25 protein-coding genes and 1 tRNA gene are annotated in these 24,005 nt (G+C 66.5%); 19 read left to right on the top strand and 7 right to left on the bottom strand.

Annotated elements, in window-relative coordinates:
• Positions 1-164 precede the first annotated feature (164 nt).
• The gene (locus BBJ41_RS14865; protein WP_069747023.1) at positions 165-1,250 is read left to right on the top strand and encodes an AI-2E family transporter; all 1,086 of its coding nucleotides are present in this window, start codon (positions 165-167) and stop codon (positions 1,248-1,250) included.
• An 81-nt stretch (positions 1,251-1,331) separates the two neighbouring features.
• On the opposite strand, the gene purU is transcribed toward BBJ41_RS14865, so the two are convergent.
• The 5 genes from purU to BBJ41_RS14840 all read right to left on the bottom strand — a co-directional run bounded on the left by purU (position 1,332) and on the right by BBJ41_RS14840 (position 6,489).
• Entirely contained in the window at positions 1,332-2,216 is an 885-nt protein-coding gene (gene purU / locus BBJ41_RS14860; RefSeq protein WP_069747022.1) for a formyltetrahydrofolate deformylase, read from the bottom strand.
• A gap of 82 nt (positions 2,217-2,298) precedes the next feature.
• On the bottom strand, positions 2,299-3,165 hold the full coding sequence (locus BBJ41_RS14855) for an NUDIX hydrolase (protein ID WP_069747021.1): 867 nt from the start codon (positions 3,163-3,165) through the stop codon (positions 2,299-2,301).
• A 5-nt stretch (positions 3,166-3,170) separates the two neighbouring features.
• The gene (locus tag BBJ41_RS14850; protein WP_069747020.1) at positions 3,171-3,785 is read right to left on the bottom strand and encodes a LysE family translocator; all 615 of its coding nucleotides are present in this window, start codon (positions 3,783-3,785) and stop codon (positions 3,171-3,173) included.
• 53 nt (positions 3,786-3,838) lie between these two features.
• Complete coding sequence (locus BBJ41_RS14845) at positions 3,839-4,405, bottom strand: adenine phosphoribosyltransferase (RefSeq protein ID WP_011353218.1); 567 nt, start codon at positions 4,403-4,405, stop codon at positions 3,839-3,841.
• Between the two features lie 77 nt (positions 4,406-4,482).
• Positions 4,483-6,489 carry a monovalent cation:proton antiporter family protein gene (locus BBJ41_RS14840; protein WP_069747720.1) on the bottom strand — a complete coding sequence of 669 codons (2,007 nt, stop codon included), beginning with the start codon at positions 6,487-6,489 and terminating at the stop codon, positions 4,483-4,485.
• Between the two features lie 126 nt (positions 6,490-6,615).
• Here BBJ41_RS14840 and kdsD point away from each other — a divergent pair, with 126 nt between their 5' ends.
• The 11 genes from kdsD (at position 6,616) to BBJ41_RS14785 (ending at position 15,850) form a co-directional block, all read left to right on the top strand.
• Positions 6,616-7,599: an arabinose 5-phosphate isomerase KdsD gene (gene kdsD / locus BBJ41_RS14835; protein ID WP_069747019.1), complete on the top strand. Its 984-nt coding sequence runs from the start codon at positions 6,616-6,618 to the stop codon at positions 7,597-7,599.
• Positions 7,599-8,135 carry a KdsC family phosphatase gene (locus BBJ41_RS14830; RefSeq protein WP_069747018.1) on the top strand — a complete coding sequence of 179 codons (537 nt, stop codon included), beginning with the start codon at positions 7,599-7,601 and terminating at the stop codon, positions 8,133-8,135. The genes kdsD and BBJ41_RS14830 overlap by 1 nt, the downstream gene beginning before the upstream one ends.
• Positions 8,136-8,138: 3 nt before the next feature.
• On the top strand, positions 8,139-8,753 hold the full coding sequence (lptC, locus tag BBJ41_RS14825; RefSeq protein ID WP_069747017.1) for an LPS export ABC transporter periplasmic protein LptC: 615 nt from the start codon (positions 8,139-8,141) through the stop codon (positions 8,751-8,753).
• 20 nt (positions 8,754-8,773) lie between these two features.
• Positions 8,774-9,439, top strand: a complete 666-nt coding sequence (gene lptA / locus BBJ41_RS14820; protein WP_069747016.1) for a lipopolysaccharide transport periplasmic protein LptA — start codon at positions 8,774-8,776, stop codon at positions 9,437-9,439.
• Positions 9,436-10,212, top strand: a complete 777-nt coding sequence (lptB, locus tag BBJ41_RS14815; protein ID WP_069747015.1) for an LPS export ABC transporter ATP-binding protein — start codon at positions 9,436-9,438, stop codon at positions 10,210-10,212. The genes lptA and lptB overlap by 4 nt, the downstream gene beginning before the upstream one ends.
• A 160-nt stretch (positions 10,213-10,372) precedes the next feature.
• Positions 10,373-11,878: an RNA polymerase factor sigma-54 gene (locus tag BBJ41_RS14810; protein ID WP_069747014.1), complete on the top strand. Its 1,506-nt coding sequence runs from the start codon at positions 10,373-10,375 to the stop codon at positions 11,876-11,878.
• A 158-nt stretch (positions 11,879-12,036) separates the two neighbouring features.
• Positions 12,037-12,396 carry a ribosome hibernation-promoting factor, HPF/YfiA family gene (gene hpf / locus BBJ41_RS14805; RefSeq protein WP_006477786.1) on the top strand — a complete coding sequence of 120 codons (360 nt, stop codon included), beginning with the start codon at positions 12,037-12,039 and terminating at the stop codon, positions 12,394-12,396.
• Between the two features lie 168 nt (positions 12,397-12,564).
• A complete protein-coding gene (locus BBJ41_RS14800; protein ID WP_069747013.1) occupies positions 12,565-13,104 on the top strand; it encodes a PTS sugar transporter subunit IIA in 540 nt (179 codons plus the stop codon).
• Between the two features lie 129 nt (positions 13,105-13,233).
• Positions 13,234-14,202 (top strand): HPr(Ser) kinase/phosphatase, encoded by a 969-nt coding sequence (gene hprK, locus BBJ41_RS14795; RefSeq protein WP_011353227.1) that lies wholly within the window; start codon positions 13,234-13,236, stop codon positions 14,200-14,202.
• A 75-nt stretch (positions 14,203-14,277) separates the two neighbouring features.
• Entirely contained in the window at positions 14,278-15,186 is a 909-nt protein-coding gene (gene rapZ, locus BBJ41_RS14790; protein WP_069747012.1) for an RNase adapter RapZ, read from the top strand.
• A 28-nt stretch (positions 15,187-15,214) separates the two neighbouring features.
• Positions 15,215-15,850 (top strand): LON peptidase substrate-binding domain-containing protein, encoded by a 636-nt coding sequence (locus BBJ41_RS14785; RefSeq protein ID WP_069747011.1) that lies wholly within the window; start codon positions 15,215-15,217, stop codon positions 15,848-15,850.
• Between the two features lie 112 nt (positions 15,851-15,962).
• Here the strand turns inward: BBJ41_RS14785 and mutY are convergent, their stop codons facing one another.
• Complete coding sequence (gene mutY / locus BBJ41_RS14780; RefSeq protein ID WP_069747010.1) at positions 15,963-17,069, bottom strand: A/G-specific adenine glycosylase; 1,107 nt, start codon at positions 17,067-17,069, stop codon at positions 15,963-15,965.
• A 24-nt stretch (positions 17,070-17,093) separates the two neighbouring features.
• Positions 17,094-17,921: a bifunctional DNA-formamidopyrimidine glycosylase/DNA-(apurinic or apyrimidinic site) lyase gene (mutM, locus tag BBJ41_RS14775; RefSeq protein WP_069747009.1), complete on the bottom strand. Its 828-nt coding sequence runs from the start codon at positions 17,919-17,921 to the stop codon at positions 17,094-17,096.
• Positions 17,922-18,007: 86 nt separating this feature from the next.
• Between mutM and BBJ41_RS14770 the strand changes: the two genes are divergently transcribed.
• The 7 genes from BBJ41_RS14770 (at position 18,008) to pth (ending at position 23,978) form a co-directional block, all read left to right on the top strand.
• The gene (locus BBJ41_RS14770) at positions 18,008-19,831 is read left to right on the top strand and encodes a tetratricopeptide repeat protein (RefSeq protein WP_069747008.1); all 1,824 of its coding nucleotides are present in this window, start codon (positions 18,008-18,010) and stop codon (positions 19,829-19,831) included.
• Positions 19,831-20,451, top strand: a complete 621-nt coding sequence (gene lolB / locus BBJ41_RS14765) for a lipoprotein insertase outer membrane protein LolB (RefSeq protein WP_069747007.1) — start codon at positions 19,831-19,833, stop codon at positions 20,449-20,451. The genes BBJ41_RS14770 and lolB overlap by 1 nt, the downstream gene beginning before the upstream one ends.
• A gap of 27 nt (positions 20,452-20,478) precedes the next feature.
• Entirely contained in the window at positions 20,479-21,360 is an 882-nt protein-coding gene (ispE, locus tag BBJ41_RS14760) for a 4-(cytidine 5'-diphospho)-2-C-methyl-D-erythritol kinase (protein WP_069747006.1), read from the top strand.
• Positions 21,361-21,415: 55 nt separating this feature from the next.
• Positions 21,416-21,492, top strand: a tRNA-Gln gene (locus tag BBJ41_RS14755).
• A 44-nt stretch (positions 21,493-21,536) separates the two neighbouring features.
• Positions 21,537-22,493 (top strand): ribose-phosphate pyrophosphokinase, encoded by a 957-nt coding sequence (locus BBJ41_RS14750; protein ID WP_069747005.1) that lies wholly within the window; start codon positions 21,537-21,539, stop codon positions 22,491-22,493.
• A gap of 162 nt (positions 22,494-22,655) precedes the next feature.
• Positions 22,656-23,258, top strand: a complete 603-nt coding sequence (locus BBJ41_RS14745; protein ID WP_069747719.1) for a 50S ribosomal protein L25/general stress protein Ctc — start codon at positions 22,656-22,658, stop codon at positions 23,256-23,258.
• 120 nt (positions 23,259-23,378) lie between these two features.
• The gene (gene pth, locus BBJ41_RS14740; protein WP_048246979.1) at positions 23,379-23,978 is read left to right on the top strand and encodes an aminoacyl-tRNA hydrolase; all 600 of its coding nucleotides are present in this window, start codon (positions 23,379-23,381) and stop codon (positions 23,976-23,978) included.
• Positions 23,979-24,005 lie beyond the last annotated feature (27 nt).

Here is a 24,005-nt window from a genome sequence, read left to right as displayed (position 1 = left end):
TTCTGCGTTTACACCATGCGCCAAACGGCCCCGTTGCGGACCATAATGGCAGCTATACTTTACGGTCGTAAGGTTCGCCGCACGCACCAATCCGGTGCGGCTCCGGGCGAGCACCGCTCTGCCGCGCATTACGCGGCATGACACACGAACGACAGGAATCCACGATGGAGAAGCAACAAGACTCGTCGCGCGATGCGCAGAACCGCGAGCCGCACCTGCGCAGCGTGCGGCTGACGAGTGACTTCAGCCTGCCGAATCTGTCGGCACTCGAAATCGGCAGCTATCTCTTCACGATCCTTGCAATGTGGCTCGTGATCGAGCTCAAGCTGCTCGGCGGGCTGCTGGCCGGCCTGCTCGTCTACCAGCTCATCCACACGATCGCGCCCGTGATCGAACGCCACACCACCAGCATGCGCGCGCGCTGGGTCGCCGTCGTGCTGCTGTCGATCGCGATCGTCGGCGGGCTCACGGGCCTGACGATCGGCATCATCGAGCATTTCGAGCGAACGGTACCGAACCTGCAGAGCCTGCTCGACCAGCTGATGCAGATCGTCGAGCAAACCCGCGCACGCACGCCGGCCTGGATCGCGAACCTGCTGCCCGTCGACGTCGAGCAGATGAAGACGAAGGCGGCCGTGCTGATGCACTCGCACATGGACCAGCTCCAGCAAAGCGGCAAGAGCGTCGCACGCGGCTTCGGCCACGTGCTGTTCGGGATGATCATCGGCGCGATGATCGCGATCGGCGTCGAGCACGGCAAGGTGCGCCGGCCGCTGTCCACCGCGCTCGTCACGCGCGTGTCGCGCTTCTCCGACGCGTTCCGCCGGATCGTGTTCGCGCAGATCAAGATCTCGGCGATCAACGCGGTGTTCACGGGCATCTACCTGCTCGTCGCGCTGCCGCTCTTCCACGAACGCCTGCCGCTGTCGAAAACGCTCGTGCTCGTCACGTTCATCGTCGGCCTGCTGCCCGTGATCGGCAACCTGATCTCGAACACGCTGATCGTCGCCGTGTCGCTGTCGGTCAGCATGGGCACCGCGATCGCGTCGCTCGCGTTCCTCGTGATCATCCACAAGCTCGAATACTTCCTGAACGCGAAGATCATCGGCGGGCAGATCGAGTCGCGCGCGTGGGAGCTGCTGCTCGCGATGCTGATCATGGAAGCCGCGTTCGGGCTGCCGGGCGTGATCGCCGCGCCGATCTTCTACGCGTACCTGAAGCGCGAGCTGTACCTGCTGCGGCTGATCTGAACCGCACGCACCACGCGTAAAAAAACGCCGCGACCCGTAAAGGGCGCGGCGTTTTCATTTGTCGCGGATGCGAGTCGCGAATCAGCGGAACACGACCGTCTTCGTCCCGTTCAGCACGACCCGGTGCTCGACGTGCCACTTCACCGCGCGCGCGAGCGTCACGCACTCGACGTCGCGGCCGATCGCGGTCAGTTGATCCGGCGTCATGCTGTGGTCGACGCGCTCGACTTCCTGCTCGATGATCGGACCTTCGTCGAGATCGGTCGTCACGTAGTGCGCGGTCGCGCCGATCAGCTTCACGCCGCGGTCGAACGCCTGGTAGTACGGCTTCGCACCCTTGAAGCTCGGCAGGAACGAGTGGTGGATGTTGATCGCGCGCCCGGCGAGCTGCTGGCACATGTTCGGCGACAGGATCTGCATGTAGCGCGCGAGCACCACGAGATCGGCCTGGTGCTCGTCGATCACTTCCAGCACGCGCGCTTCCTGCGCGGCCTTCGCGGCGTCGGACGAACCGCCGATCAGCGGGAAGTGATGGAACGGGATGTTGTAGCTCGCGGCGAGCTGGTAGAACTCCTTGTGGTTCGACACGATCGCCGGAATCTCGATCGGCAGCTGGCCGGTGCGATAGCGGAACAGCAGGTCGTTCAGGCAGTGACCGATCTTCGACACCATGATCACGACGCGCGGCTTCACGGCCGCGTCGTGCAGCTCCCAGCGCATCGAGAACTGCTCGGCGAGCGGCGCGAATTCCTTGCGCAACGTGTCGAGCGCCGACGTGGCATCCGCGCCGCCGCCGTCCTGCTCGAAATGCACGCGCATGAAGAACTCGTTGGTGCGGCTGTCGCCGAACTGCGCCGAATCGAGGATGTTGTTGCTGCGCTCGAACAGAAAGCCCGAGACTGCGTGGACGATGCCGTGCCGGTCGGGGCACGACAGTTTCAAGATAAAGCTGTGATCGGTCGACATGACCGCTACTCCCTTCGTTTCCGTATTCGTCAAATTGCCTGATCGCGCCGCCGGCCTGCCGGACCGCCAGTCGCGGCGCGCGTCATGCGGCCGGCGCGAACAGCGCGTCGATGCCCGCCGCCTCGTCGGCCTTCAGCCAGCGGTGGCGCAGCAGCGTGTCGAGCATCGCGAGGCTCGCATCCGTCGTCGCGCGGCCTTCGCGCAGCCAGCCGATCACTTCAGGCACGCCGGCCAGCAGGTGCTCGGCCACTTCGCCGTCCTGGTTGCGCGGCGCGAAGTCGTGCGGCAGCGGCAGGTCGTACACGAAGATCAGTTCGGACTGCGTGCCCTCCGGCAACGAGCACAACACCTGCACCGCCCGGCCCGCGATCGCGCGTGCCGCCAGTTCGGCCGGAATGCCGGCTTCTTCCCAGCATTCCTTCGCGAGCGTCTCGTGAACGCCCAGGCCCCAGCCGATGCCACCCGCGACGACGTTGTCGAGCATGCCGGGATCGGTTGCCTTGGTCGCGCTGCGGCGGCCGAGCCACATCTGCGGCACGCCCGCGGCGCGCGGCTCGCCCGGCGTAACCGCATATTCTACGATGCCGTTCAGATGCACCGCGTAAGTCTGCGTGCCGAAGAAGCGCGACGCGGCGCGCTCGATGTACGCGAGCGGCGGATCGTCGAAGCGGTTGCGGATCGCGTAGATCTCGTCGCGCCAGCCGGGGATCGCGCCTTCGGCCGCGAGCGCGCCGATCGCGCTCGCCAGCGCCATGCTGCGCGCGTCGACCGAGTCGTAGCGCGCCGACAGCACGACGCGCTCGCCGGTCAGCTCGAACACGTCGGGCCAGCGCGCGAGCTTCGCGACGTCCTGGCGGCGCACCCAGCCGACCTGCCGGCCGGCGATCTCGAAACGCAGGTGCGCAGCCGGATCGAAGCGGCGCGCGGCCGCGAGGCACGGAAACGTCATCGCCGTCAGTCCTTCAGTGCAACCCGGATGCCGATTGCGATGAAGGTCGCGCCGGCAATCCGGTCGAGCCACACGCCGACCTTCGGGCGGCGCTTCAGCCACGTGCCGATCGCGCCGGCGCCGACGCCGAACAGCGAGAACACGACAGCCGTCTGCAGCATGAACAGCGCGCCGAGCTCGAACATCTGCAGCGTCACGCCCTGCGCGCCGTGCGGCTCGACGAACTGCGGCAGGAACACGACGAAGAACAGCGTGACCTTCGGGTTCATCAGGTTGCCGATCACGCTCTGCCGGAAGATCGCGCCGAGCGGCTGCGGCGGGCGCGCGTGCGCATTCGCGAGCCCCTGGCTGCGCAGCGCCTTGATGCCGATCCACACGAGGTACGCAGCGCCCGCGAGCTTCAGGATCTGGAACGCGACCGGCGACGAACGCAGCACGGCCGCGACGCCGAGCGCCGCGAGCGTCGTATGGAACAGGATCCCGGCCGTGAAGCCGAGCGCGGCGACGAAACCGGCCGCGCGGCCTTGCGAGATGCCGCGCGCGAGCACCTGCAGGTTGTCGGGACCCGGCGCGAACGTGATCGCGATCGACGTGGCGAGAAACAGCATGAAGTTGGGCATCGTGACCTCGCTGCGTAACGTGGGTAAGGCTGGTAGGTAATGCTGGCCGGCGTTCAGTGGCCGGCGAATTCGGTAACCGTATAGACGGGCAGCCCTGCATTACGCAGCAGCGCCGAGCCGCCGAGATCGGGCAGGTCGATGATCGCCGCGCCTTCGACCACCTCCGCGCCGAGCCGCTGCAGCAGGTTGCGCCCCGCCATCATCGTGCCGCCGGTCGCGATCAGGTCGTCCATGATGATCACGCGATCGCCGGGACGGCACGCGTCCTCGTGAATCTCGACCGTCGCGCTGCCGTATTCGAGGTCGTACGATTCCGAGCGCGTCTTGTACGGCAGCTTGCCGACCTTGCGGATCGGCACGAAGCCGACGCTCAGTTCATACGCGACGATCGGCGCGATGATGAAGCCGCGCGCGTCGAGGCCCGCGACGTAGTCGAGCTTCGCGTCGACATAGCGTTCGACGAACAGGTCGACGAGGATGCGCAGCGCCTTCGGGCTCTGCAGCAGCGTCGTGATGTCGCGAAACATCACGCCCGGTTGCGGCCAGTCGGGCACCGTGCGGATCTGGCTGTGGATGAAGGCGACCGGATCGAGCGGTGCGCCCGACGACGAATGCGGCATGAAACTCTCCGAAAAAAACGGTGCGCGAAGATCGGGCACCGTTTCGAATAAATACGGGTCAGGTTATGAATCGCGACTCAGGCGGCCGCGGCCGGCGGATCGCGCCGATGGCGCGACAGCCGCTCCTCCGCGAGCGCGAGCGCCTCGGGCAGCCCGCGCAGCACGACGATGTCGCTCGCGCGCAGCTTGGTCTGCGGATCGGGTTCGACGCCGCGGATGCCGTGCCGGCGAATCGCCGTGACCTCCAGCCCGAGCGCATACAGCCCGAGCTCCTCCAGCGAGCGCCCGACCGCGTCCGCACGCGCATCGACCGGCACCGATTGTAGCCGCACCTGCTCGTGGTCGTCGTCGTCCGCGTCGTCCGCGCCGCGGAAATAGCCGCGCAGCAGGCTGTAGCGCTCGTCGCGCATTTCCTCGACGCGCCGCACGACCTTGCGCATCGGCACGCCGACCAGCACCAGCGTATGCGACGCGAGCATCAGGCTGCCCTCGACGATTTCCGGAATCACCTCGGTCGCGCCGGCTGCAAGCAACTTCTCGAGATCGGCATCGTCGACGGTACGCACGATCGCCGGCAGCGTCGGCTCGAGCTCGTGCACATGGTGCAGCACACGCAGCGCGGACGGCGTATTCGCATAGGTGATCGCCACCGCCGCCGCGCGGTGGATACCGGCCGCGAGCAGCGACTCGCGGCGCGCCGCATCGCCGAACACGACCGATTCGCCGGCCGCCGCCGCGGCGCTCACGCGATCGGGGTCGAGGTCGAGCGCGACATAAGAAATGCCTTCCTGTTCGAGCATCCGCGCCAGGTTCTGGCCCGCGCGACCGTAGCCGCAAATGATCACGTGGCCGCGCTGCTTGAGGCTTTGCGTCGCGATCCGCGTCATCTGCAGCGACTGCTGCATCCATTCCGTCGACGACAGGCGCATCACGATCCGGTCGGCGTTCTGGATCAGGAATGGCGCGGCGAGCATCGACAGCAGCATCGACGCGAGAATCGCCTGCAGCAGCGTCGAATCGACGAGATGCCGGTCGAGGATCAGGTTCAGCAGCACGAAGCCGAATTCGCCGGCCTGCGCGAGGCCGATGCCGGTGCGCATCGCGACGCCCGGTGTCGCGCCGAACAGCCGCGCGAGCCCCGTGATCATCGTGGCCTTGAACAGCACCTGCCCGACGAAGAAGCCGAGCACGAGCAGCGGATGCTCCCAGATCACGCGCGGGTCGAGCAGCATCCCCGTCGTCACGAAGAACAGGCCGAGCAGCACGTCGCGGAACGGCTTGATGTCTTCTTCCACCTGATGGCGGAACGGCGTCTCGGAAATCAGCATCCCGGCGATGAACGCGCCGAGCGCGAGCGACAGGCCGAAGCGGTCGGTGATGAACGCGGCGCCGAGCGTGACGAGCAGCAGGTTCAGCACGAACAGCTCCTGCGAGCGGCGCCGTGCGACGACGTTCAGCCAGCGCGTCATGAAGCGCTGGCCGATGACCAGCAGCAGCGTGAGCGCGATCACGATCTTGACCGCCGCGAATCCGAGCGTGAGCGCGAGATCCTTCGACGATTCGGCGCCGAATGCGGCGATCACGATCAGCAGCGGCACGACCGCGAGATCCTGGAACAGCAGCACGCCGAAGATGTTGCGGCCGTGCTCGGTCTCGATCTCGAGCCGCTCGGCGAGCATCTTCGACACGATCGCCGTCGACGACATCGCGAGCGCGCCGCCCAGCGCGATGCTGCCCTGCCACGTGATGTGCACCCAGTGCTCGAACAGCGCGCCGAGCGCGAGCGCGAGCACGAGGGTGGCCACGACCTGCAGTAACCCTAGCCCGAACACGAGCCGCTGCATCGCCCTGAGCTTCGCCAGCGAGAATTCGAGGCCGATCGAAAACATCAGGAACACCACGCCGAATTCCGCGAGATGCTCCGCGCGCTCGAGGTCCGCCGCGATGCCGAACGCGTGCGGACCGACCAGGATACCGACGGTCAGGTAGCCGAGCATCGGCGGAAGATTCAGCGAACGGAATACGACGACGCCCACCACCGAGGCCAGCAGCAGCAGCAGGGTCATTTCGAGCGGGGAAATCACGGGCAAAGCGTCCTCGTTCGTCGGGGCCACCGCAAAGCAGGCACGGTGGCGTAGCGTGGGATAGGCGACATCGGACGAGTCCGAAGGGCCGGCGCGGCGAACAAACGCCTTTGCTATACTCCGCGCATGATAGCGAAAATCAATGATGACCGGGCGCTCGCGCTCGCCCGCGACGTGCTCGACATCGAGGCGGACGCCGTGCGCGCGCTGCGCGACCAGCTCGACGGCGACTTCGTCCAGGCCGTCGCGCTGCTGCTCGACTGCCGCGGCCGCGTGGTGGTGTCCGGTATCGGCAAATCGGGGCATATCGCCCGCAAGATCGCGGCAACGCTCGCCAGCACCGGTACGCCGGCCTTCTTCGTCCACCCTGCCGAGGCCAGCCACGGCGACCTCGGGATGGTCACCTCCGACGATGTCTTCATCGGCATCTCCTATTCCGGCGAATCGGAAGAACTCGTCGCGATCCTGCCGCTCGTCAAGCGGATCGGCGCGAAGCTGATCGCGATCACGGGCCGCGCGGAATCGAGCCTCGGCACGCTCGCCGACGTGAACCTGAACGCCGCGGTCTCGAAGGAAGCGTGCCCGCTGAACCTCGCGCCTACCGCGAGCACGACCGCCGCGCTCGCGCTCGGCGACGCGCTCGCCGTCGCGGTGCTCGATGCGCGCGGCTTCGGCTCGGAAGATTTTGCGCGCTCGCACCCGGGCGGCGCGCTCGGCCGGCGCCTGCTCACCTACGTGCGCGACGTGATGCGCTCGGGCGACGACGTCCCGTCCGTCGGGCTCGACGCGACGCTGTCGGACGCGCTGTTCCAGATCACCGCGAAGCGTCTGGGCATGACAGCCGTGGTCGACGCCGCCGGCAAGGTCGTCGGCATCTTCACGGACGGCGACCTGCGCCGCGTGCTCGCGCGCGACGGCGACTTCCGCACGCTGGCGATCACCGACGTGATGACGCGCGACCCGCGCACGATCGCGCCGGATCATCTGGCGGTCGAGGCCGTGGAACTGATGGAGCGCCACCGGATCAACCAGATGCTGGTGGTCGATGCCGACGGCGCGCTGATCGGCGCGCTGAACATGCACGACCTGTTTTCGAAGAAGGTGATCTGATGAGCGCAGCGCTGACTGCGGCCGAACGCGCAAGCCGCGTGAAGCTGATGATTTTCGACGTCGACGGTGTGCTGACCGACGGCGGCCTGCTGTTTACCGCGGCCGGCGACGCGATGAAGTCGTTCAATTCGCTCGACGGCCACGGCGTGAAGCTGCTCGGCGAAGCCGGCATCGCAACCGCGATCATCACGGGCCGCCGCTCGGACATCGTCGCGGCGCGCGCGAAGGAAATGAAGATCGCGCACCTGTTCCAGGGCGTCGAGAACAAGCTCACCGTGTTCGCCGACCTGATCGCGTCGCTCGGCATCACCGCCGATGCGTGCGGTTACATGGGCGACGACTGGCCCGACCTGCCCGTGATGCTGCGCTGCGGTTTCGCGACCGCGCCCGCGAATGCGCACCCCGAGGTGATCGCCCGCGCGCACTGGGTGGCCGAGGCCCGCGGCGGCCACGGCGCCGTGCGCGAAGTCTGTGACGCGATCCTGCGCGCGCAGCGCCGTTACGATGCGCTGCTCGCAGCCGCCTGCGGAGCCTGACGGATGAACACCCATTTCCGCTGGACCCAGTTGCTGCCGCTCGCCGCGGTCGCCGCGCTCGCGGGCATCACCTGGTGGCTGCTGCAGGCGACGCTGCCGCCGCCCGGCGAAGGCGTCGCGCAGCCGAAGCGCCATACGCCCGACTATTTCGCGGACAACTTCTCGGTCACCGAGCTCGACCAGTCCGGCACGACCCAGTACCGGCTGACGGCCGCGAATCTGATCCATTACGAAGACACCGAAAACAGCGACCTGACCGATCCGGCCATGCGCGCATTCCAGCCCGGCAAGCCGGTCGTGACGACCACCGCGAAGCGCGGCACCGTCAACGGTGACGTGTCGATCGTCGATTTGTATGACGACGCGCGCATCCTGCGCGCGGCCGGCGGTGGCGATCCGCAGATGCAGGCCGATTCCCAGCATTTCCGGATCTTCGTCAATGACGATGTGATCCAGACCGAAAAGCCGGTTAAACTTCAGCGCGGCCTGTCGCTCGTCAACGCGACCGACGGCATGAAGTACAACAACGTCACCCGGGTCATCGAGCTTTACGGCAACGTGCGCGGCACGATCGCCGCGTCGGACACGTCCGGCGGCTCGAAAGGTCAACCCAAGTGATGCTTCCCTCACGTGACTGCATGAACGAACCGTTCCCTCGACAGAATTCCGGCGGCGCTGCGCGCGCCGTCCGCGCCGCGCTTGCCGCGACGCTCGTGGCGCTCCCGCTGATCGGGCTGGCGCCGCTCGCCCATGCCGAGAAGGCCGACCAGAACAAGCCGATCAACGTCGAGGCCGACAACCTGACCTATGACGATCTGAAGCAGGTCACGGTCGCGACCGGCAACGTCGTGATCACGAAGGGCACGATCATCATCAAGGGCGATCGCGTCGAAGTGCGCCAGGATCCGGAAGGCTATCAGTACGCCACGTCCTTCGGCAGCGGCAAGAAGCACGCGACGTTCCGCCAGAAGCGCGAAGGCCTCGACGAATACATCGACGGCGACGCCGAGCGCATCGACTACGACGGCAAGCAGGACCTGACCACGCTGACGACCGCCGCAACCGTGCGCCGCCTGCAGGGCACGTCGACGATCGCCGACACCGTGCACGGCAGCGTGATCACGTACGACGGCCAGCGCGACTTCTACACCGCGAAGGGCGGCAAGGACGTCGCGGCGCCGGGCAACCCGAACGGCCGCGTGCGCGCGATGCTGTCGCCGAAGAACGGCGGCCCCGCGCCGCTGAACGGCGCGCCGGCGAAGCTGTCGCCGTCGACCACGATCCAGGGAGCGCCGGGCCAATGAACGCGCTACCCAACCGCCAGCCGGCTGGCGCCACGAACTCGCTCGTCGTCCGCAACCTGAAGAAGCGCTACGGCTCGCGCACGGTCGTCAAGGACGTGTCGCTCGACGTGAAGAGCGGCGAAGTCGTCGGCCTGCTCGGCCCGAACGGCGCCGGCAAGACGACGTCCTTCTACATGATCGTCGGCCTCGTGCCGCTCGACGCGGGCGAGATCTCGCTGAACGGCAGCTCGATCAGCCTGCTGCCGATCCACAAGCGCGCATCGCTCGGCCTGTCGTACCTGCCGCAGGAAGCGTCCGTGTTCCGCAAGCTGACCGTCGAGGAAAACATCCGCGCGGTGCTCGAGCTGCAGCACGGCGAAGACGGCAAGCGGCTGTCGAAGGACGCGATCGCGTCGCGCACCGAAGCGCTGCTCGATGAGCTGCAGATCGGCCACCTGCGCGAGAACCCCGCGCTGTCGCTGTCGGGCGGCGAACGGCGCCGCGTCGAAATCGCACGCGCGCTCGCGACCAACCCGAACTTCATCCTGCTCGACGAACCGTTCGCCGGCGTCGACCCGATCGCGGTGCTCGAGATCCAGAAGATCGTCAAGTTCCTGAAGCAGCGCAACATCGGCGTGCTGATTACCGATCACAACGTCCGCGAAACGCTCGGCATCTGCGACCACGCCTACATCATCAGCGACGGCTCGGTGCTCGCCGCCGGCGCGCCGAGCGAAATCATCGAAAACGAAAGCGTGCGCCGCGTGTACCTCGGCGAACACTTCCGCATGTAACTTCCTCCTCGTGGCTGGCTGCACCCCGCCCGGCATCGCCGCGCGGGGCCGCGCCCTGCTTCGCGGTCATGCCCGCGGCCGGGCGGCGCGCCGCGCGTAATCGCGGATGGCTCAACGCGCCTGGGTCGTGGCACACTGCCGGTATGACTCCCTCCTCGCCATGAAAGCCAGCCTTCAACTCCGCCTGTCGCAACACCTGGCGCTGACGCCCCAGCTACAGCAGTCGATCCGGCTCCTGCAGTTGTCGACGCTCGAATTGCAGCAGGAAGTCGCGATGGCCGTCGCGCAGAACCCGCTGCTCGAGAACGACGACGAATGGATCGCGAGCCCGCTGCGCGTCGCGTCGGACGGATCGCTGATCGCGCAGACGCCTCCGGCACAGAACACCGAACCGTCCGCGGCAAACGGCAGCAGCTCGTCGGGCGATCGCGCGGAGCGCGACGAGCCGGCCGGCGCGGACGAATACGACGGTTACTCGTCCAACGACGGCAACGACGGCCCGCAATGGAATCTCGACGAATTCGGCCGCTCGAGCGGCGCGTCCGACGACGACGACCTCCCGCCGCTGCAGGTGCAGGAAGCCGCAACGTCGCTGCGCGACCACCTGTCCGCGCAGTTGCGCGTCACGCAGGCCAGCCCGCGCGACCGCGCGCTCGTGATGTTCCTGATCGAATCGCTCGACGACGACGGCTACCTGACCGCCACGCTCGACGAGGTGCTCGCCGACCTGCCGCCCGAGCTGGAGATCGACTGCGATGAACTGAACGCGGCGCTCGCGCTGCTGCACAGCTTCGATCCTGCCGGGGTCGGCGCCCGCTCGGCATCCGAATGCCTGAAGCTGCAGTTGCTGCGCCTCGATCCGTCCCCGACCCGCACGCTCGCGCTCGAGATCGTGTCGCAGCATCTGGAACTGCTCGCCGCACGCGATTTCACGCGGCTGCGCAAGCACCTGAAGGCGAGCGACGACGCGCTGCGCGACGCGCATGCGCTGATCCGCTCGCTGGAGCCGTTCCCCGGCGCCGCATACGGCAAGGCCGAAGCCGACTACGTCGTGCCCGACATCATCGTGAAGAAGGCCGGCCAGGGATGGCTCGCGGAGCTCAATCCGGAGGTCGTGCCGCGCCTGCGGATCAACAACCTCTACGCGAACATCCTGCGCAACAGCCGCGGCGATCCGTCCGCCGGTTCGCTGAAGCAGCAGCTCCAGGAAGCGCGCTGGCTGATCAAAAACATCCAGCAGCGTTTCGACACGATCCTGCGTGTCGCGCAGGCGATTGTCGAGCGTCAGAAGAACTTCTTTGCGCACGGTGAAATTGCCATGCGCCCCTTGGTTTTGCGGGAAATAGCTGATACGCTGGGCCTACACGAGTCGACTGTCAGCCGTGTGACAACCGGGAAGTACATGCTGACCCCGTTCGGGACGCTTGAATTTAAGTACTTCTTCGGATCTCACGTCTCGACCGACACCGGTGGCGCCGCTTCGTCGACCGCCATCCGAGCCCTGATCAAGCAACTGATAGGAGCTGAAGACCCAAAATCGCCACTTTCGGATAGCCGCATTGCCGAGCTGCTGGCAGAACAGGGGTTCGTGGTCGCGCGCCGCACGGTTGCGAAATATCGCGAAGCCCTCAAGATCCCGGCCGTCAATCTGCGAAAGTCTCTTTAGGCCTGCTGCCTGCCCGGCGGCAGGCGTGTTCCGGCCACCGCGCACACGGGGAACAGGCCGGGCGACCTGTCCGCGATACGCCGCCTCGCGCGGCACGGGCAAGTCGACCGGAGCGCCGCCTCGATGCGGCCGGGTGGTCACTCGCTTGGAGAAGCACTATGAACCTGAAGATCAGTGGACATCATCTCGAAGTCACGCCTGCAATTCGCGAATACGTGATCACCAAGCTGGACAGGGTGCTACGGCATAGCGATCAGGTGATCGATGGCACTGTGATCCTCTCGGTCGACAATCACAAGGAAAAGGACAAGCAGCAGCGCGCGGAAATCAACCTGCACCTGAAGGGCAAGGACATCTTCGTCGAAAGCGCAAACGGCAATCTGTACGCAGCGATCGATCTGCTGATCGACAAGCTGGATCGCCAGGTCGTCAAGCACATGGAGCGCCTGCAAACGCACGCGCACGACCCGATCAAGCTTCAACCGTCGATCGACCAGATCGAACTGCCGCCGCAATAACCGTCACCGCAACACGCACGCCGCCCGGTTCGCCGGGCGTTTTTTTTGCGACTCCGCGCAGTGGTGCGACCGGTCCGTCCGTGCTGCGCCATGCACGCGGCTGTGCTCTATAATGTTCCGGTTATCGCCGGGGGGCGTTGGGTGCGGTAGCTGCATTGCAGGTTGCCGATGCCGAACGCCTTGATATCGCCGAACATGGAAAATCAGTCTGCCGCCGCAAGGAGACCCCAGGCCGCCCAATCGCCTGCCAACATGAATCGCCTAGCCAAAATCCTGCCCATAGAGAACGTCGTCATCGACCTCTCAGTCACCAGCAAGAAACGCGTCTTCGAACAAGCCGGGCTGATGTTCGAGAATCAGAACGGCATCGCCCGCAGCACCGTCACGGACAACCTGTTCGCGCGCGAGCGCCTCGGCTCGACCGGGCTCGGCGAAGGCGTCGCGATTCCGCACGGGCGCATCAAGGGTCTCAAGCACCCGCTCGCCGCGTTCGTCCGGCTCGCCGATGCCATCCCGTTCGAAGCGCCCGACGGCCAGCCGGTTGGCCTCCTGATTTTCCTGCTCGTCCCCGAGCAAGCCACCCAGCAACACCTCGAGATCCTGTCGGAAATCGCGCAACTGCTGTCCGATCGCGACGCGCGCGAGCGTCTGCACAATGAAACGGATGTCGCGGAGTTGCATCGTCTGCTCACTCAGTGGCAACCTTGAGTTGATCCGGGCGGAATATTTCCCCGTACGAGGCGGCACGCGCCGCCGTCCAGGGCCGCCCGGCGCCGGCCCGGCATGGCGACGTCCGTCGCCGCGCGCATGCACCGGCCCATTGGAGTGACGAAAGTCATGGATACGTCCAGCATCAACGCCCAGAGCATCTTCGACGACAACGCGGCCACGCTGAAGCTGAGCTGGCTGACGGGGCATGAAGGCTGGGAGCGCGGCTTTTCGGCCGACACGGTCGGCAACGCGACGTCCAGCGCCGACCTCGTCGGCCACCTGAACCTGATCCACCCGAACCGGATCCAGGTGCTGGGCGAAGCCGAAATCGACTATTACCAGCGGCAGACCGACGAAGACCGCTCGCGCCACATGGCCGAGCTGATCGCGCTCGAACCGCCGTTCCTCGTCGTCGCCGGCGGTGCCGCGGCGCCGCCCGAACTCGTGCTGCGCTGCACGCGCTCGTCGACCCCGCTGTTCACGACGCCGATGTCGGCCGCCGCGGTGATCGACAGCCTGCGGCTCTACATGTCGCGCATCCTCGCGCCGCGCGCGACGCTGCACGGCGTGTTCATCGACATCCTCGGGATGGGCGTGCTGCTGACCGGCGATTCGGGCCTCGGCAAGAGCGAGCTCGGCCTCGAGCTGATCAGCCGCGGCCACGGCCTCGTCGCCGACGACGCGGTCGATTTCGTCCGTCTTGGCCCCGATTTCGTCGAAGGGCGCTGCCCGCCGCTGCTGCAGAACCTGCTCGAAGTGCGCGGCCTCGGCCTGCTCGACATCAAGACGATCTTCGGCGAGACCGCCGTGCGGCGGAAAATGAAGCTGAAGCTGATCGTCCAGCTCGTACGGCGCCCCGACGGCGAATTCCAGCGCCTGCCGCTCGAAAGCCAGACCGTCGACGTGCTCGGTTTGCCGATCAGCAAGGTCACGATCCAGGTCGCGGCCGGCCGCAACCTCGCGGTGCTCGTCGAGGCGGCCGTCCGGAACACGATCCTGCAGTTGCGCGGAATCGACACGTTGCGCGATTTCATGGATCGGCAACGACTCGCGATGCAAGATCCCGACAGTCAGTTCCCCGGCAAATTGGTGTAACCCGCACGCGCCGGCCGCGCAACGCCGACGCGTCGAGCCGGTGCTATGATGAAACGTCAGGATTCACTGCTTCCCATGCGCATCGTCCTTATCACCGGCATCTCCGGCTCAGGCAAGTCCGTCGCGCTGAACGCGCTCGAAGACGCAGGCTATTACTGCGTCGACAACTTGCCGCCGCACGTGCTCCCCGAACTCGCCCGCTACCTCGCCGGGGCCGGCCAGCACCGGCTCGCGGTCGCGATCGACGCGCGCTCGAGCGCCTCGCTCGACGAAATGCCCGGCCTGATCCGCGATCTGTCGCGCCAGAACGACGTGCGCGTGCTGTTCCTCAACGCGAGCACCCAGGCGCTGATCCAGCGCTTCTCCGAAACGCGCCGCCGCCATCCGCTGTCCGGCTCGCTGTCGCACGACGCGAACGTCGGCCTGCTGTCGTCGCTCGAGGAAGCCATCGAGCGCGAACGCGACCTCGTCGCGCCGCTCGCCGAATTCGGCCACCAGATCGATACGAGCACGCTGCGCGCGAACGTGCTGCGCACGTGGGTCAAGCGCTTCATCGAGCAGAAGGACAACGACCTGATGCTGATGTTCGAGTCGTTCGGCTTCAAGCGCGGCGTGCCGCTCGACGCCGACCTGATGTTCGACGTGCGCGCGCTGCCGAACCCGTACTACGACCACGAGTTGCGCCCGCTCACCGGGCTCGACCAGCCGGTCATCGCCTTTCTCGACGCACTGCCGATCGTCCATCAGATGATCGACGACATCCATGCGTTCCTGATGAAATGGCTGCCGCACTTCCGCGAAGACAACCGCAGCTACCTGACCGTCGCCATCGGCTGTACGGGCGGCCAGCATCGCTCGGTGTTCATCGCGGAAACGCTCGCCGCGCGCCTCGCGCACGAGGCGAACGTGATCGTGCGGCATCGTGACGCGCCAGTGGATGTCGACGCGTCGTCGCGGCTCGTCTCCGAGGTCGACCGACCCTAGCGACGCCCCGCCCCAACGCCCGCGCGCCATGTCCTCCCTATCGACCAGCCTGATCGACCTGCCGCTGTTTCCGCTGCACACGGTGCTGTTTCCGGGGGGCCTGCTCCCGCTCAAGGTGTTCGAGGCGCGCTATCTCGACATGGCTCGCGCGTGCCTGCGCGACGATGCGCCGTTCGGCGTGTGCCTGCTGAAGAGCGGGCCCGAAGTCGCGCAGGACGGCGCCGTGTCCGTGCCCGAAACCATCGGCTGCATGGCACGCATCACCGAGTGCGACACCGGCGAATTCGGGATGCTGTACCTGCAGGCGATCGGCACGCAACGCTTCGAGCTGCTGTCGTATCGCGTCGAAGGCAACGGGCTGCTGGTCGGCATCGCGGAGCCGCTGCCCGACGACATCCCGCTCGAAGGCGAGCAGACGCTCGCGCAGTTCGGTTCATGCGCCGAGGTGCTCGAGCGCATCATCGCCGCGCTGAAGAAATCGGAACCGGGCAAGTTGCCATTCTGCGAACCGTTCCGCCTCGACGATCCGAGCTGGGTGTCGAACCGCCTGGCCGAGTTGTTGCCGCTCGACCTGCGCGCGCGGCAAAAGCTGATGGAGTTTCCGGACGTCGGCGCGCGCATCGACGCCGTGCACCACGTGCTCGACCGGCACGGCTGGTTGTAGGCGCCCACCGGCCTGTCGGCCGAACGCCAGGCCATCCGGAAAGCTTCCCTCGACGCGGCAAACCCGGCACCCGGCGTTTCCCCGGACGCCCGCGCCGCGCCCTTCCCCTTCGTTACAGCAGCGGCCCGCTCAGCGCATCGAGCAGCTTGCGCACGGGTGCCGGCACGCCATACGCATCGAGCCGGCTCAGCGGCACCCATGCCGTGTCCGCATCCTGCGCAGCCGAAGGCTGGCCGCTGCCGTCCGCCATGTCGCTCAGCCGCGGCTCGATCTCGAGCCGGAAGTGCGTGAATGTGTGCGTGAGCGGCGCGAGCGGCACCGGGCCGCCGCCGCCGAAGCCGCGCGCGAGTTCCGCGAGCGCGGCGTCGCCGTCGGCTTGCGGCAGGCTCCACAGGCCGCCCCAGATACCGGCCGGCGGCCGGCGCTCGAGCAGCACGGCGTCGCCGTCACGCAGCACGAGCATCCAGGTCTTGCGCGTCGGCACGGCCTTCTTCGGCCGCGCGGCCGGCAGTTCGCGCTGACGGCCCGTCGATTGCGCAACGCAATCGCCCGCGAACGGGCAGCGCGCGCAATCGGGCTTGCCGCGCACGCACAGCGTCGCGCCGAGATCCATCAGGCCCTGCGTATAAGCGCTCACATCGGCCGCGTTCGCGGCATCGGGCAACAGCGATTCGGCAAGCGCCCACATGTCGTTCTCGACGCGCTTCTCGCCCGGAAAACCTTCGACGCCGAACACCCGTGCGAGCACGCGCTTCACGTTGCCGTCGAGGATCGTCGCGCGCGCACCGTACGCGAACGATGCGATCGCCGCGGCCGTCGAGCGGCCGATACCCGGCAGTTCGGCCAGCGCGTCGGGCGTCGACGGAAACGCGCCGCCATGCTCGGCGACGACGACCTGCGCGCAGCGGTGCAGGTTGCGTGCACGGGAGTAGTAGCCGAGCCCTGCCCACAGCGCCATGACGTCGTCATTCGGCGCAGCCGCGAGCGCGGCGACGTCAGGGAAGCGTTCGAGAAAGCGCGCGTAATACGGGATGACGGTCGATACCTGCGTCTGTTGCAGCATGATTTCCGACAGCCAGATCCGGTAAGGATCGCGGGTGTTCTGCCACGGCAGGTCGTGGCGACCGTGCTCGCGCTGCCACGCGATCAGGCGCGTGGCGAACGTGCGGTGCAGCGGTGTGACGGGGAATGGAGCGGGAGCGGTGCGGGGCGGCTTCAAGTTTTCTGATCTTGGAAAAGAGGTTCAACGCTGGCAGGTCGGGCAGAAATAGGTCGACCGCTGGCCCTGCACGATCTGGCGGATCGGCGTGCCACATACGCGGCAAGGCTCGCCCGCGCGGTCGTAGACGAAGCAGTCGAGCTGGAAGTAGCCGCTTTCGCCGTTGCTGCCGACAAAATCGCGCAAGGTGCTGCCGCCGCGCTCGATCGCGTCGGCGAGCGTCGCGCGCACTGCTTCGGCCAGCCGCTCGTAGCGCGGCAGCGAGACCTTGCCGGCGGCCGTCGTCGGACGGATGCCGGCGCGAAACAGGCTCTCCGACGCATAGATGTTGCCGACGCCGACGACCATGTCGCCCGCGAGCAGCGCCTGCTTGACCGATACCGTGCGGCCGCGCGTGCGCGCATGCAGCAGCGCGCCGGTGAACGCGGGCGAGAACGGCTCGACGCCGAGGCTCGCGAGGAGCGGGTGCGCATGCACGTCGCCCGCTTCGCGCGGGTGCCACAGAACCGCGCCGAAGCGGCGCGGATCGCGGAACCGCAGCACGAACTCGTCGAAGATCCAGTCGATGTGGTCGTGCTTCGCGGCGACGGGCACGCCGGCCGCGGGCAGCACGCGCAGCGTGCCCGTCATGCCGAGATGCACGATGAACCAGCCCGCGTCGACCTCGAACAGCAGGTACTTGCCGCGACGCTCGACGGCGAGCACTTCGCGCGCGCGCAACTGCTCGGCGAGCCCCGCCGGCACGGGCCAACGCAGCATCGCGGTACGGACGTCGACACGCTCGACGCGGCGGCCTGCGACAAAGGGCTCGATACCCCGCCGCGTGACTTCGACTTCTGGCAACTCTGGCATGTTTTGCAGGTCTGAGACTGGATTCACGATCGTGCGTGTATTGTAGCGAGCGCGTTACAATCGGTTGAAACATCGAACGGATTTCCATGACTCTGCCCTCGAAGCTGCTTCAGAAGCGCCCCGCCGCCGTGCGCGGCGCGCGCGTCTTCCCGGTCCGCCGTGCACTTGGCGCCGCGCTGTTTGCCGCCTGGACCCTCACCGCCTTCCCGGCTCACGCGCAGGATCCGGCATCGGACGACGCGGAGTCGCAGGGCGCGTTCGAGCATGTGATGCCGGACGAGCAGAAGAATCTCCCGGGCGTCCCGCTGACGAGCCAGATCGTCTACCAGGTGCTCGCTGCCGAAGTTGCGCTCCAGCGCAACCAGCCCGCGCCGGCCTACCAGACCTACCTCGCGCTCGCCCGCGACACGCGCGATCCGCGCATGGCGCAGCGCGCGACCGAGATCGCGCTCGGCGCGCAGAGCCCGGCCGACGCGCTGTCCGCCGCGAACCTGTGGCGCCAGTACGCGCCGGACTCGAACCGGGCCTCGCAAGTCGACGCCGCGCTGCTGGTGCTCGCCGGCAAGCCGGCCGACGCGCAGCCGATGCTCGCGCGCGAGCTGGTCCGGGCGACCGGCGAGACGCGCGGCCCCGCGATCCTCGCGCTGCAGGCGCTGCTCGTGCGCGGCCCTGACCGCGTCGGCGGCCTCGCGGTGCTGAAGGACATGCTGAAGAACGACATGAACCGGCCCGAGGCGCAGCTCGCGATCGCGCGGCAGCAGCTCGCGGTCGACGACAAGGACGGCGCCGCGCAGTCGCTGAAGCAGGCGCTGCAGCTGCGCCCCGACTACCTGCCGGCGGCCCTGATGCTGTCGCAGATGGGGCCGGCGGAACGCGCGGCCGGCATCGCGTCGTTCGAGAAATATGTTCAGCAGAATCCGAAGTCGCGCGACGCGCGGCTCGCGCTGTCGCAGCTTTATCTCGCCGACGATCGCCTCGACGATGCGCAAAAGCAGTTCGAGACGATGCGCAAGCTCGACTCGAAGGATCCGACGCCGCTGATGGCGCTCGCGTTGATCAAGATCCAGCAGAAGAAGCTCGACGAAGCGACCGCCTACCTGAAGCAGTACGTGCAGCTCGGCGACAAGCAGCCGAACCTCGACGTCGGCCAAGGCTACATCTACCTCGCGCAGATCGCGATCGACCAGGACAACGACGCACAGGCGTCGCAATGGCTCGACAAGGTCGACCAGGCGAGCCAGCACTACCTCCCCGCGCAGATCACGCGCGCGCAGCTGCTGCAGAAACAGGGCAAGACCGACGAGGCACGCAAGGTGCTCGACGACCTGCCCATCTCGGATCCGCGCGACGCGGCCGTGGTCGCTCGCACCGACGCGTCGATCCTGTTCACCGCGAAACGCTATCCGGAAGCCGAGGCCCGGCTCGGACAGGCGGTCCAGGACTTCCCCGACGATCCCGACCTGCGCTACGACTACGCGATGGCGGCCGAAAAGACCGGCCACTACACGACGATGGAAAAGCAGTTGCGCGAGCTGATCCGCACGCAGCCCGACAACCCGCAGGCGTACAACGCGCTCGGCTATTCGCTCGCCGACCGCAACCAGCGCCTGCCCGAAGCCAGCAAGCTGATCGACAAGGCGATGTCGCTCGCGCCGAACGACGCCTACATCATGGACAGCCTCGGCTGGGTGAAGTACCGGATGGGCGACACGGCCGGCGCGGCGAAGGTGCTGCGGCGCGCGTACGACCTGCAGCCGAACGCCGAGATCGGCGCGCATCTGGGCGAAGTGCTGTGGAAGAGCGGCGCGCAGGACGACGCGCGTTCCGCGCTGCGTGCCGCGCAGAAGCTCGAACCCGACAACGAAACGCTCGTGCAGACGCTCAAACGCCTGCAGATCAACGGCCTTTGATGCAGATGTTCCCGAAGCTTTCCCTGTCCTCCCGCGCGCAGCGCACGCTGGCCGCAGCCGGCGCGGCGCTCGCGCTCGCCGGCTGCGCGAGCACGCCGCCATCGGCAAGCGCGCCGACCGGCACGGCCCTGCAGACCGCCTCGACACACGCTTACCACGGCCGCTTCGCGGTGCAGTACGACGACCGTCTCGGCAAGCAGCAGAACGTGTACGGCAACTTCGACTGGCAGGAGCATGGCGACGACGTGTCGCTCGAGCTGCGCAGCCCGCTCGGCCAGACGCTCGCCGTCGTGAAATCGACGCCGAGTGCGGCATCGCTCGAGTTGCCGAACCGTCCGACGCAATATGCGGCGGACGTCGGCGATCTGATGCAGAAAACGCTCGGCTTCGAGCTGCCGCTCGCGGGCCTGCGCTACTGGCTGCAGCCGACACCCGCGCCCGCGACGCCCGCGGAAACGGTACGCGATCCGGCTGACGGCACGCGCGTGAAGCAGATCCGCCAGGACGGCTGGACGATCGATTACCTTGCCTACGCGGATGCCCCGGCCACGGGCGTCAAGCGCGTCAACCTCGTGCGCGCGACGCCGCCGCTCGACATCAAGCTCGTGCTCGATCAGTGAGCACGCGCGCCTAGCCACGATACAAGCATGACCGATTCGACCCGCTCGCTGCGCAACTGCCTCGCGCCCGCGAAACTCAACCTGTTCCTGCACATCACCGGCCGCCGCCCGAACGGCTATCACGATCTGCAGAGCGTGTTCCAGCTGCTGAACTGGGGCGATACGCTGCACTTCACGCTGCGCGACGACGGCCGCGTCGCGCGCGTCACCGACGTGCCCGGCGTGCCCGAGGAAAGCGATCTCGTCGTACGCGCGGCCAACCTGCTGAAAGCGCACACGGGCACCCCGTCCGGCGTCGACATCGAGATCGACAAGTGTCTGCCGATGGGCGCCGGCCTCGGCGGCGGCAGTTCCGACGCAGCGACGACGCTGCTCGCACTGAACCGCCTGTGGGGACTCGACCTGCCGCGCGCAGAGCTCCAGTCGCTCGCGGTCAAACTCGGCGCAGACGTCCCGTTTTTTATTTTTGGAAAAAATGCGTTCGCAGAGGGTATCGGAGAAGAATTAGCTGAGGTAGAATTGCCGACTCGCTGGTTCTTGGTTGTGACGCCACGTGTTCATGTCCCGACCGCTGAAATTTTTTCAGATGAGTTGTTGACAAGAGATTCGAAGCCAGTCACAATTGCTGACTTTCTTGCACAGCAAAACAGCGATGCGGGATGGCCAGACAGCTTCGGCCGGAACGATATGCAGCAAGTTGTGACAAGTAAGTACGCGGAAGTTGCGCAGGTGGTCAAATGGTTGTATGATGTGACCCCCGCGAGGATGACCGGCTCCGGAGCAAGTGTGTTTGCAGCGTTTCGTAGCAAGCATGAGGCAGAAACGGCGAAAGCCAAGCTGCCCACCGGTTGGAACGGTGCAGTTGCCGAGAGCCTGAACGAGCATCCGCTCTTCGCTTTCGCGTCATGAAGTTTTACTTTGCCGGATGGCCTACACAAGTCCGGTGAAGTTATCAGTTAAGTGTAGGGGAGTCGCCAAGTTGGTCAAGGCACCGGATTTTGATTCCGGCATGCGAGGGTTCGAGTCCTTCCTCCCCTGCCAAAAATTTTCCCGCATTTCCCGCCTAAGCCTGAAGCAGGTGCACGATGAGCAGCCATGACGGCCTGATGGTTTTTACTGGCAACGCGAATCCCGCGCTCGCCCAGGAAGTCGTCAACATTCTTGGAATCCCCCTCGGCAAAGCAATGGTCAGCCGTTTCTCCGACGGCGAGATCCAGGTCGAGATCCAGGAAAACGTGCGCGGCAAGGACGTCTTCGTCCTGCAATCCACGTGCGCGCCGACGAACGACAACCTGATGGAACTGATGATCATGGTCGATGCGCTCAAGCGCGCATCCGCCGGCCGGATCACCGCTGCCATCCCCTACTTCGGCTACGCCCGTCAGGATCGCCGCCCGCGCTCGGCGCGCGTCGCGATCTCGGCGAAGGTCGTCGCGAACATGCTGGAAATCGCCGGCGTCGAGCGGATCATCACGATGGATCTGCACGCCGACCAGATTCAAGGCTTCTTCGACATCCCGGTCGACAACATCTACGCAACGCCGATCCTGCTGGGTGACCTGCGCAAGCAGAACTACTCGGATCTGCTCGTCGTGTCGCCGGACGTCGGCGGCGTGGTGCGTGCCCGGGCACTCGCGAAGCAGCTCAACTGCGATCTCGCGATCATCGACAAGCGTCGTCCGAAGGCGAACATCGCCGAAGTGATGAACATCATCGGTGAAGTCGAAGGCCGCACCTGCGTGATCATGGACGACATGGTCGATACGGCCGGCACGCTCTGCAAGGCCGCGCAAGTGCTGAAGGATCGCGGTGCGAAGCAGGTGTTCGCCTACGCGACGCACCCGGTGCTGTCGGGCGGCGCCGCTGACCGCATCGCCGCATCGGCACTCGACGAGCTGGTCGTCACTGATACGATCCCGCTGTCGGCCGAATCGCTGGCATGCTCGAAGATCCGCTCGCTGACGAGCGCGAGCCTGCTGGCAGAAACGTTCTCGCGGATCCGCCGCGGCGATTCGGTGATGTCGCTGTTCGCGGAATCCTGATCGCGAATCGACGAATCAAAAGTATGCGCAGAAAGCGAAGCGGCGACGCTTCGCTTTTTGCACAATCGGACGGGATAGACGAAACCCCGGCCGTTTCATCAGGGGCCGCCGTTTGACGGCCCCGTTTTACTGCCTGGTCGCGGGCAGCACATGGAGAATCACATGAAAGTCGTCGCTTTCGAGCGCCAACAGCAAGGTACGGGTGCGAGCCGCCGCCTGCGCAACGCCGGTAAGACCACGGGTATCGTTTACGGTGGCGAAGCAGCCCCGCAAAAGATCGAACTCGATCACAACGCTCTGTGGCACGCCCTGAAGAAGGAAGCTTTCCACTCGTCGATCCTCGACCTCGAAGTGGCCGGCCAGTCGCAACAGGTTCTGCTGCGCGACGTGCAATACCACCCGTTCAAGCAACTGGTGCTGCACGTTGACTTCCAGCGCGTTGACGCATCGAAGAAGCTGCACACGAAGGTGCCGCTGCACTTCCTGAACGCTGAAGCCAGCCCGGCAGTGAAGCTGTCGAGCGCGATCGTCTCGCACGTCGCGACGGAAATCGAAATCGAGTGCCTGCCGGCTGCCCTGCCGGAGTTCCTCGAAGTTGATCTGTCGAAGATCGAAGCCGGTCAATCGCTGCACGCGAAGGACATCACGCTGCCGAACGGTGTCGCGCTGGTCGCACACATCGACGCGGAAAACCCGGTTGTCGCATCGGCGACGGTCCCGGCTGGCGCCGTGTCGGACGCAGCAGGCGAAACGCCGGCTGCCTAAGCGGCTGCCTACGCGCCCAATCGATCCGTTTCACGAAACGGTCGACGCAACCCGCCGCGGCTTGCCCGGCGGGTTTTTCTTTTTCTGCGCCCAGGCGGCAGTCGCCGCCTTCGAAACGTCATGATCAAACTGATCGTCGGCCTCGGCAATCCCGGGGCGGAATACACCGCGACGCGCCACAATGCCGGCTTCTGGCTGATCGACCAGCTCGCCCGCGAAGCAGGCACGACGCTGCGCGACGAGCGTCGCTTCCACGGCTTCTACGCGAAAGCGCGCCTGCACGGCGAGGAAGTCCATCTGCTCGAGCCGCAGACCTACATGAACCGCTCCGGCCAGTCGGTCGTCGCGCTCGCGCAATTCTTCAAGATCCTGCCCGACCAGATCCTCGTCGCGCACGACGAGCTCGACCTGCCGCCCGGCACCGTGAAGCTGAAGCTCGGCGGCGGCAGTGGCGGCCACAACGGCCTCAAGGACATCTCCGCGCACCTGTCGTCGCAGCAGTACTGGCGGCTGCGGATCGGCATCGGCCATCCGCGCGACCTGATTCCGGAAAGCGCGCGCGCCGGCGCGAAACCCGACGTCGCGAACTTCGTGCTGAAGCCGCCGCGCCGCGAGGAGCAGGACGTGATCGACGCGTCGATCGAACGCGCACTGGCCGTGATGCCGATGGTCGTCAAGGGCGAACTCGACCGTGCGACGATGCAGTTGCATCGCAACTGACCGCATTGCACCGGGTTGTCCGGCCTC

It is taken from the genome of Burkholderia stabilis, assembly GCF_001742165.1.
GTDB classification, from domain to species: Bacteria; Pseudomonadota; Gammaproteobacteria; order Burkholderiales; family Burkholderiaceae; genus Burkholderia; species Burkholderia stabilis.
This window is presented reverse-complemented; position numbering and strand designations above follow the sequence as displayed.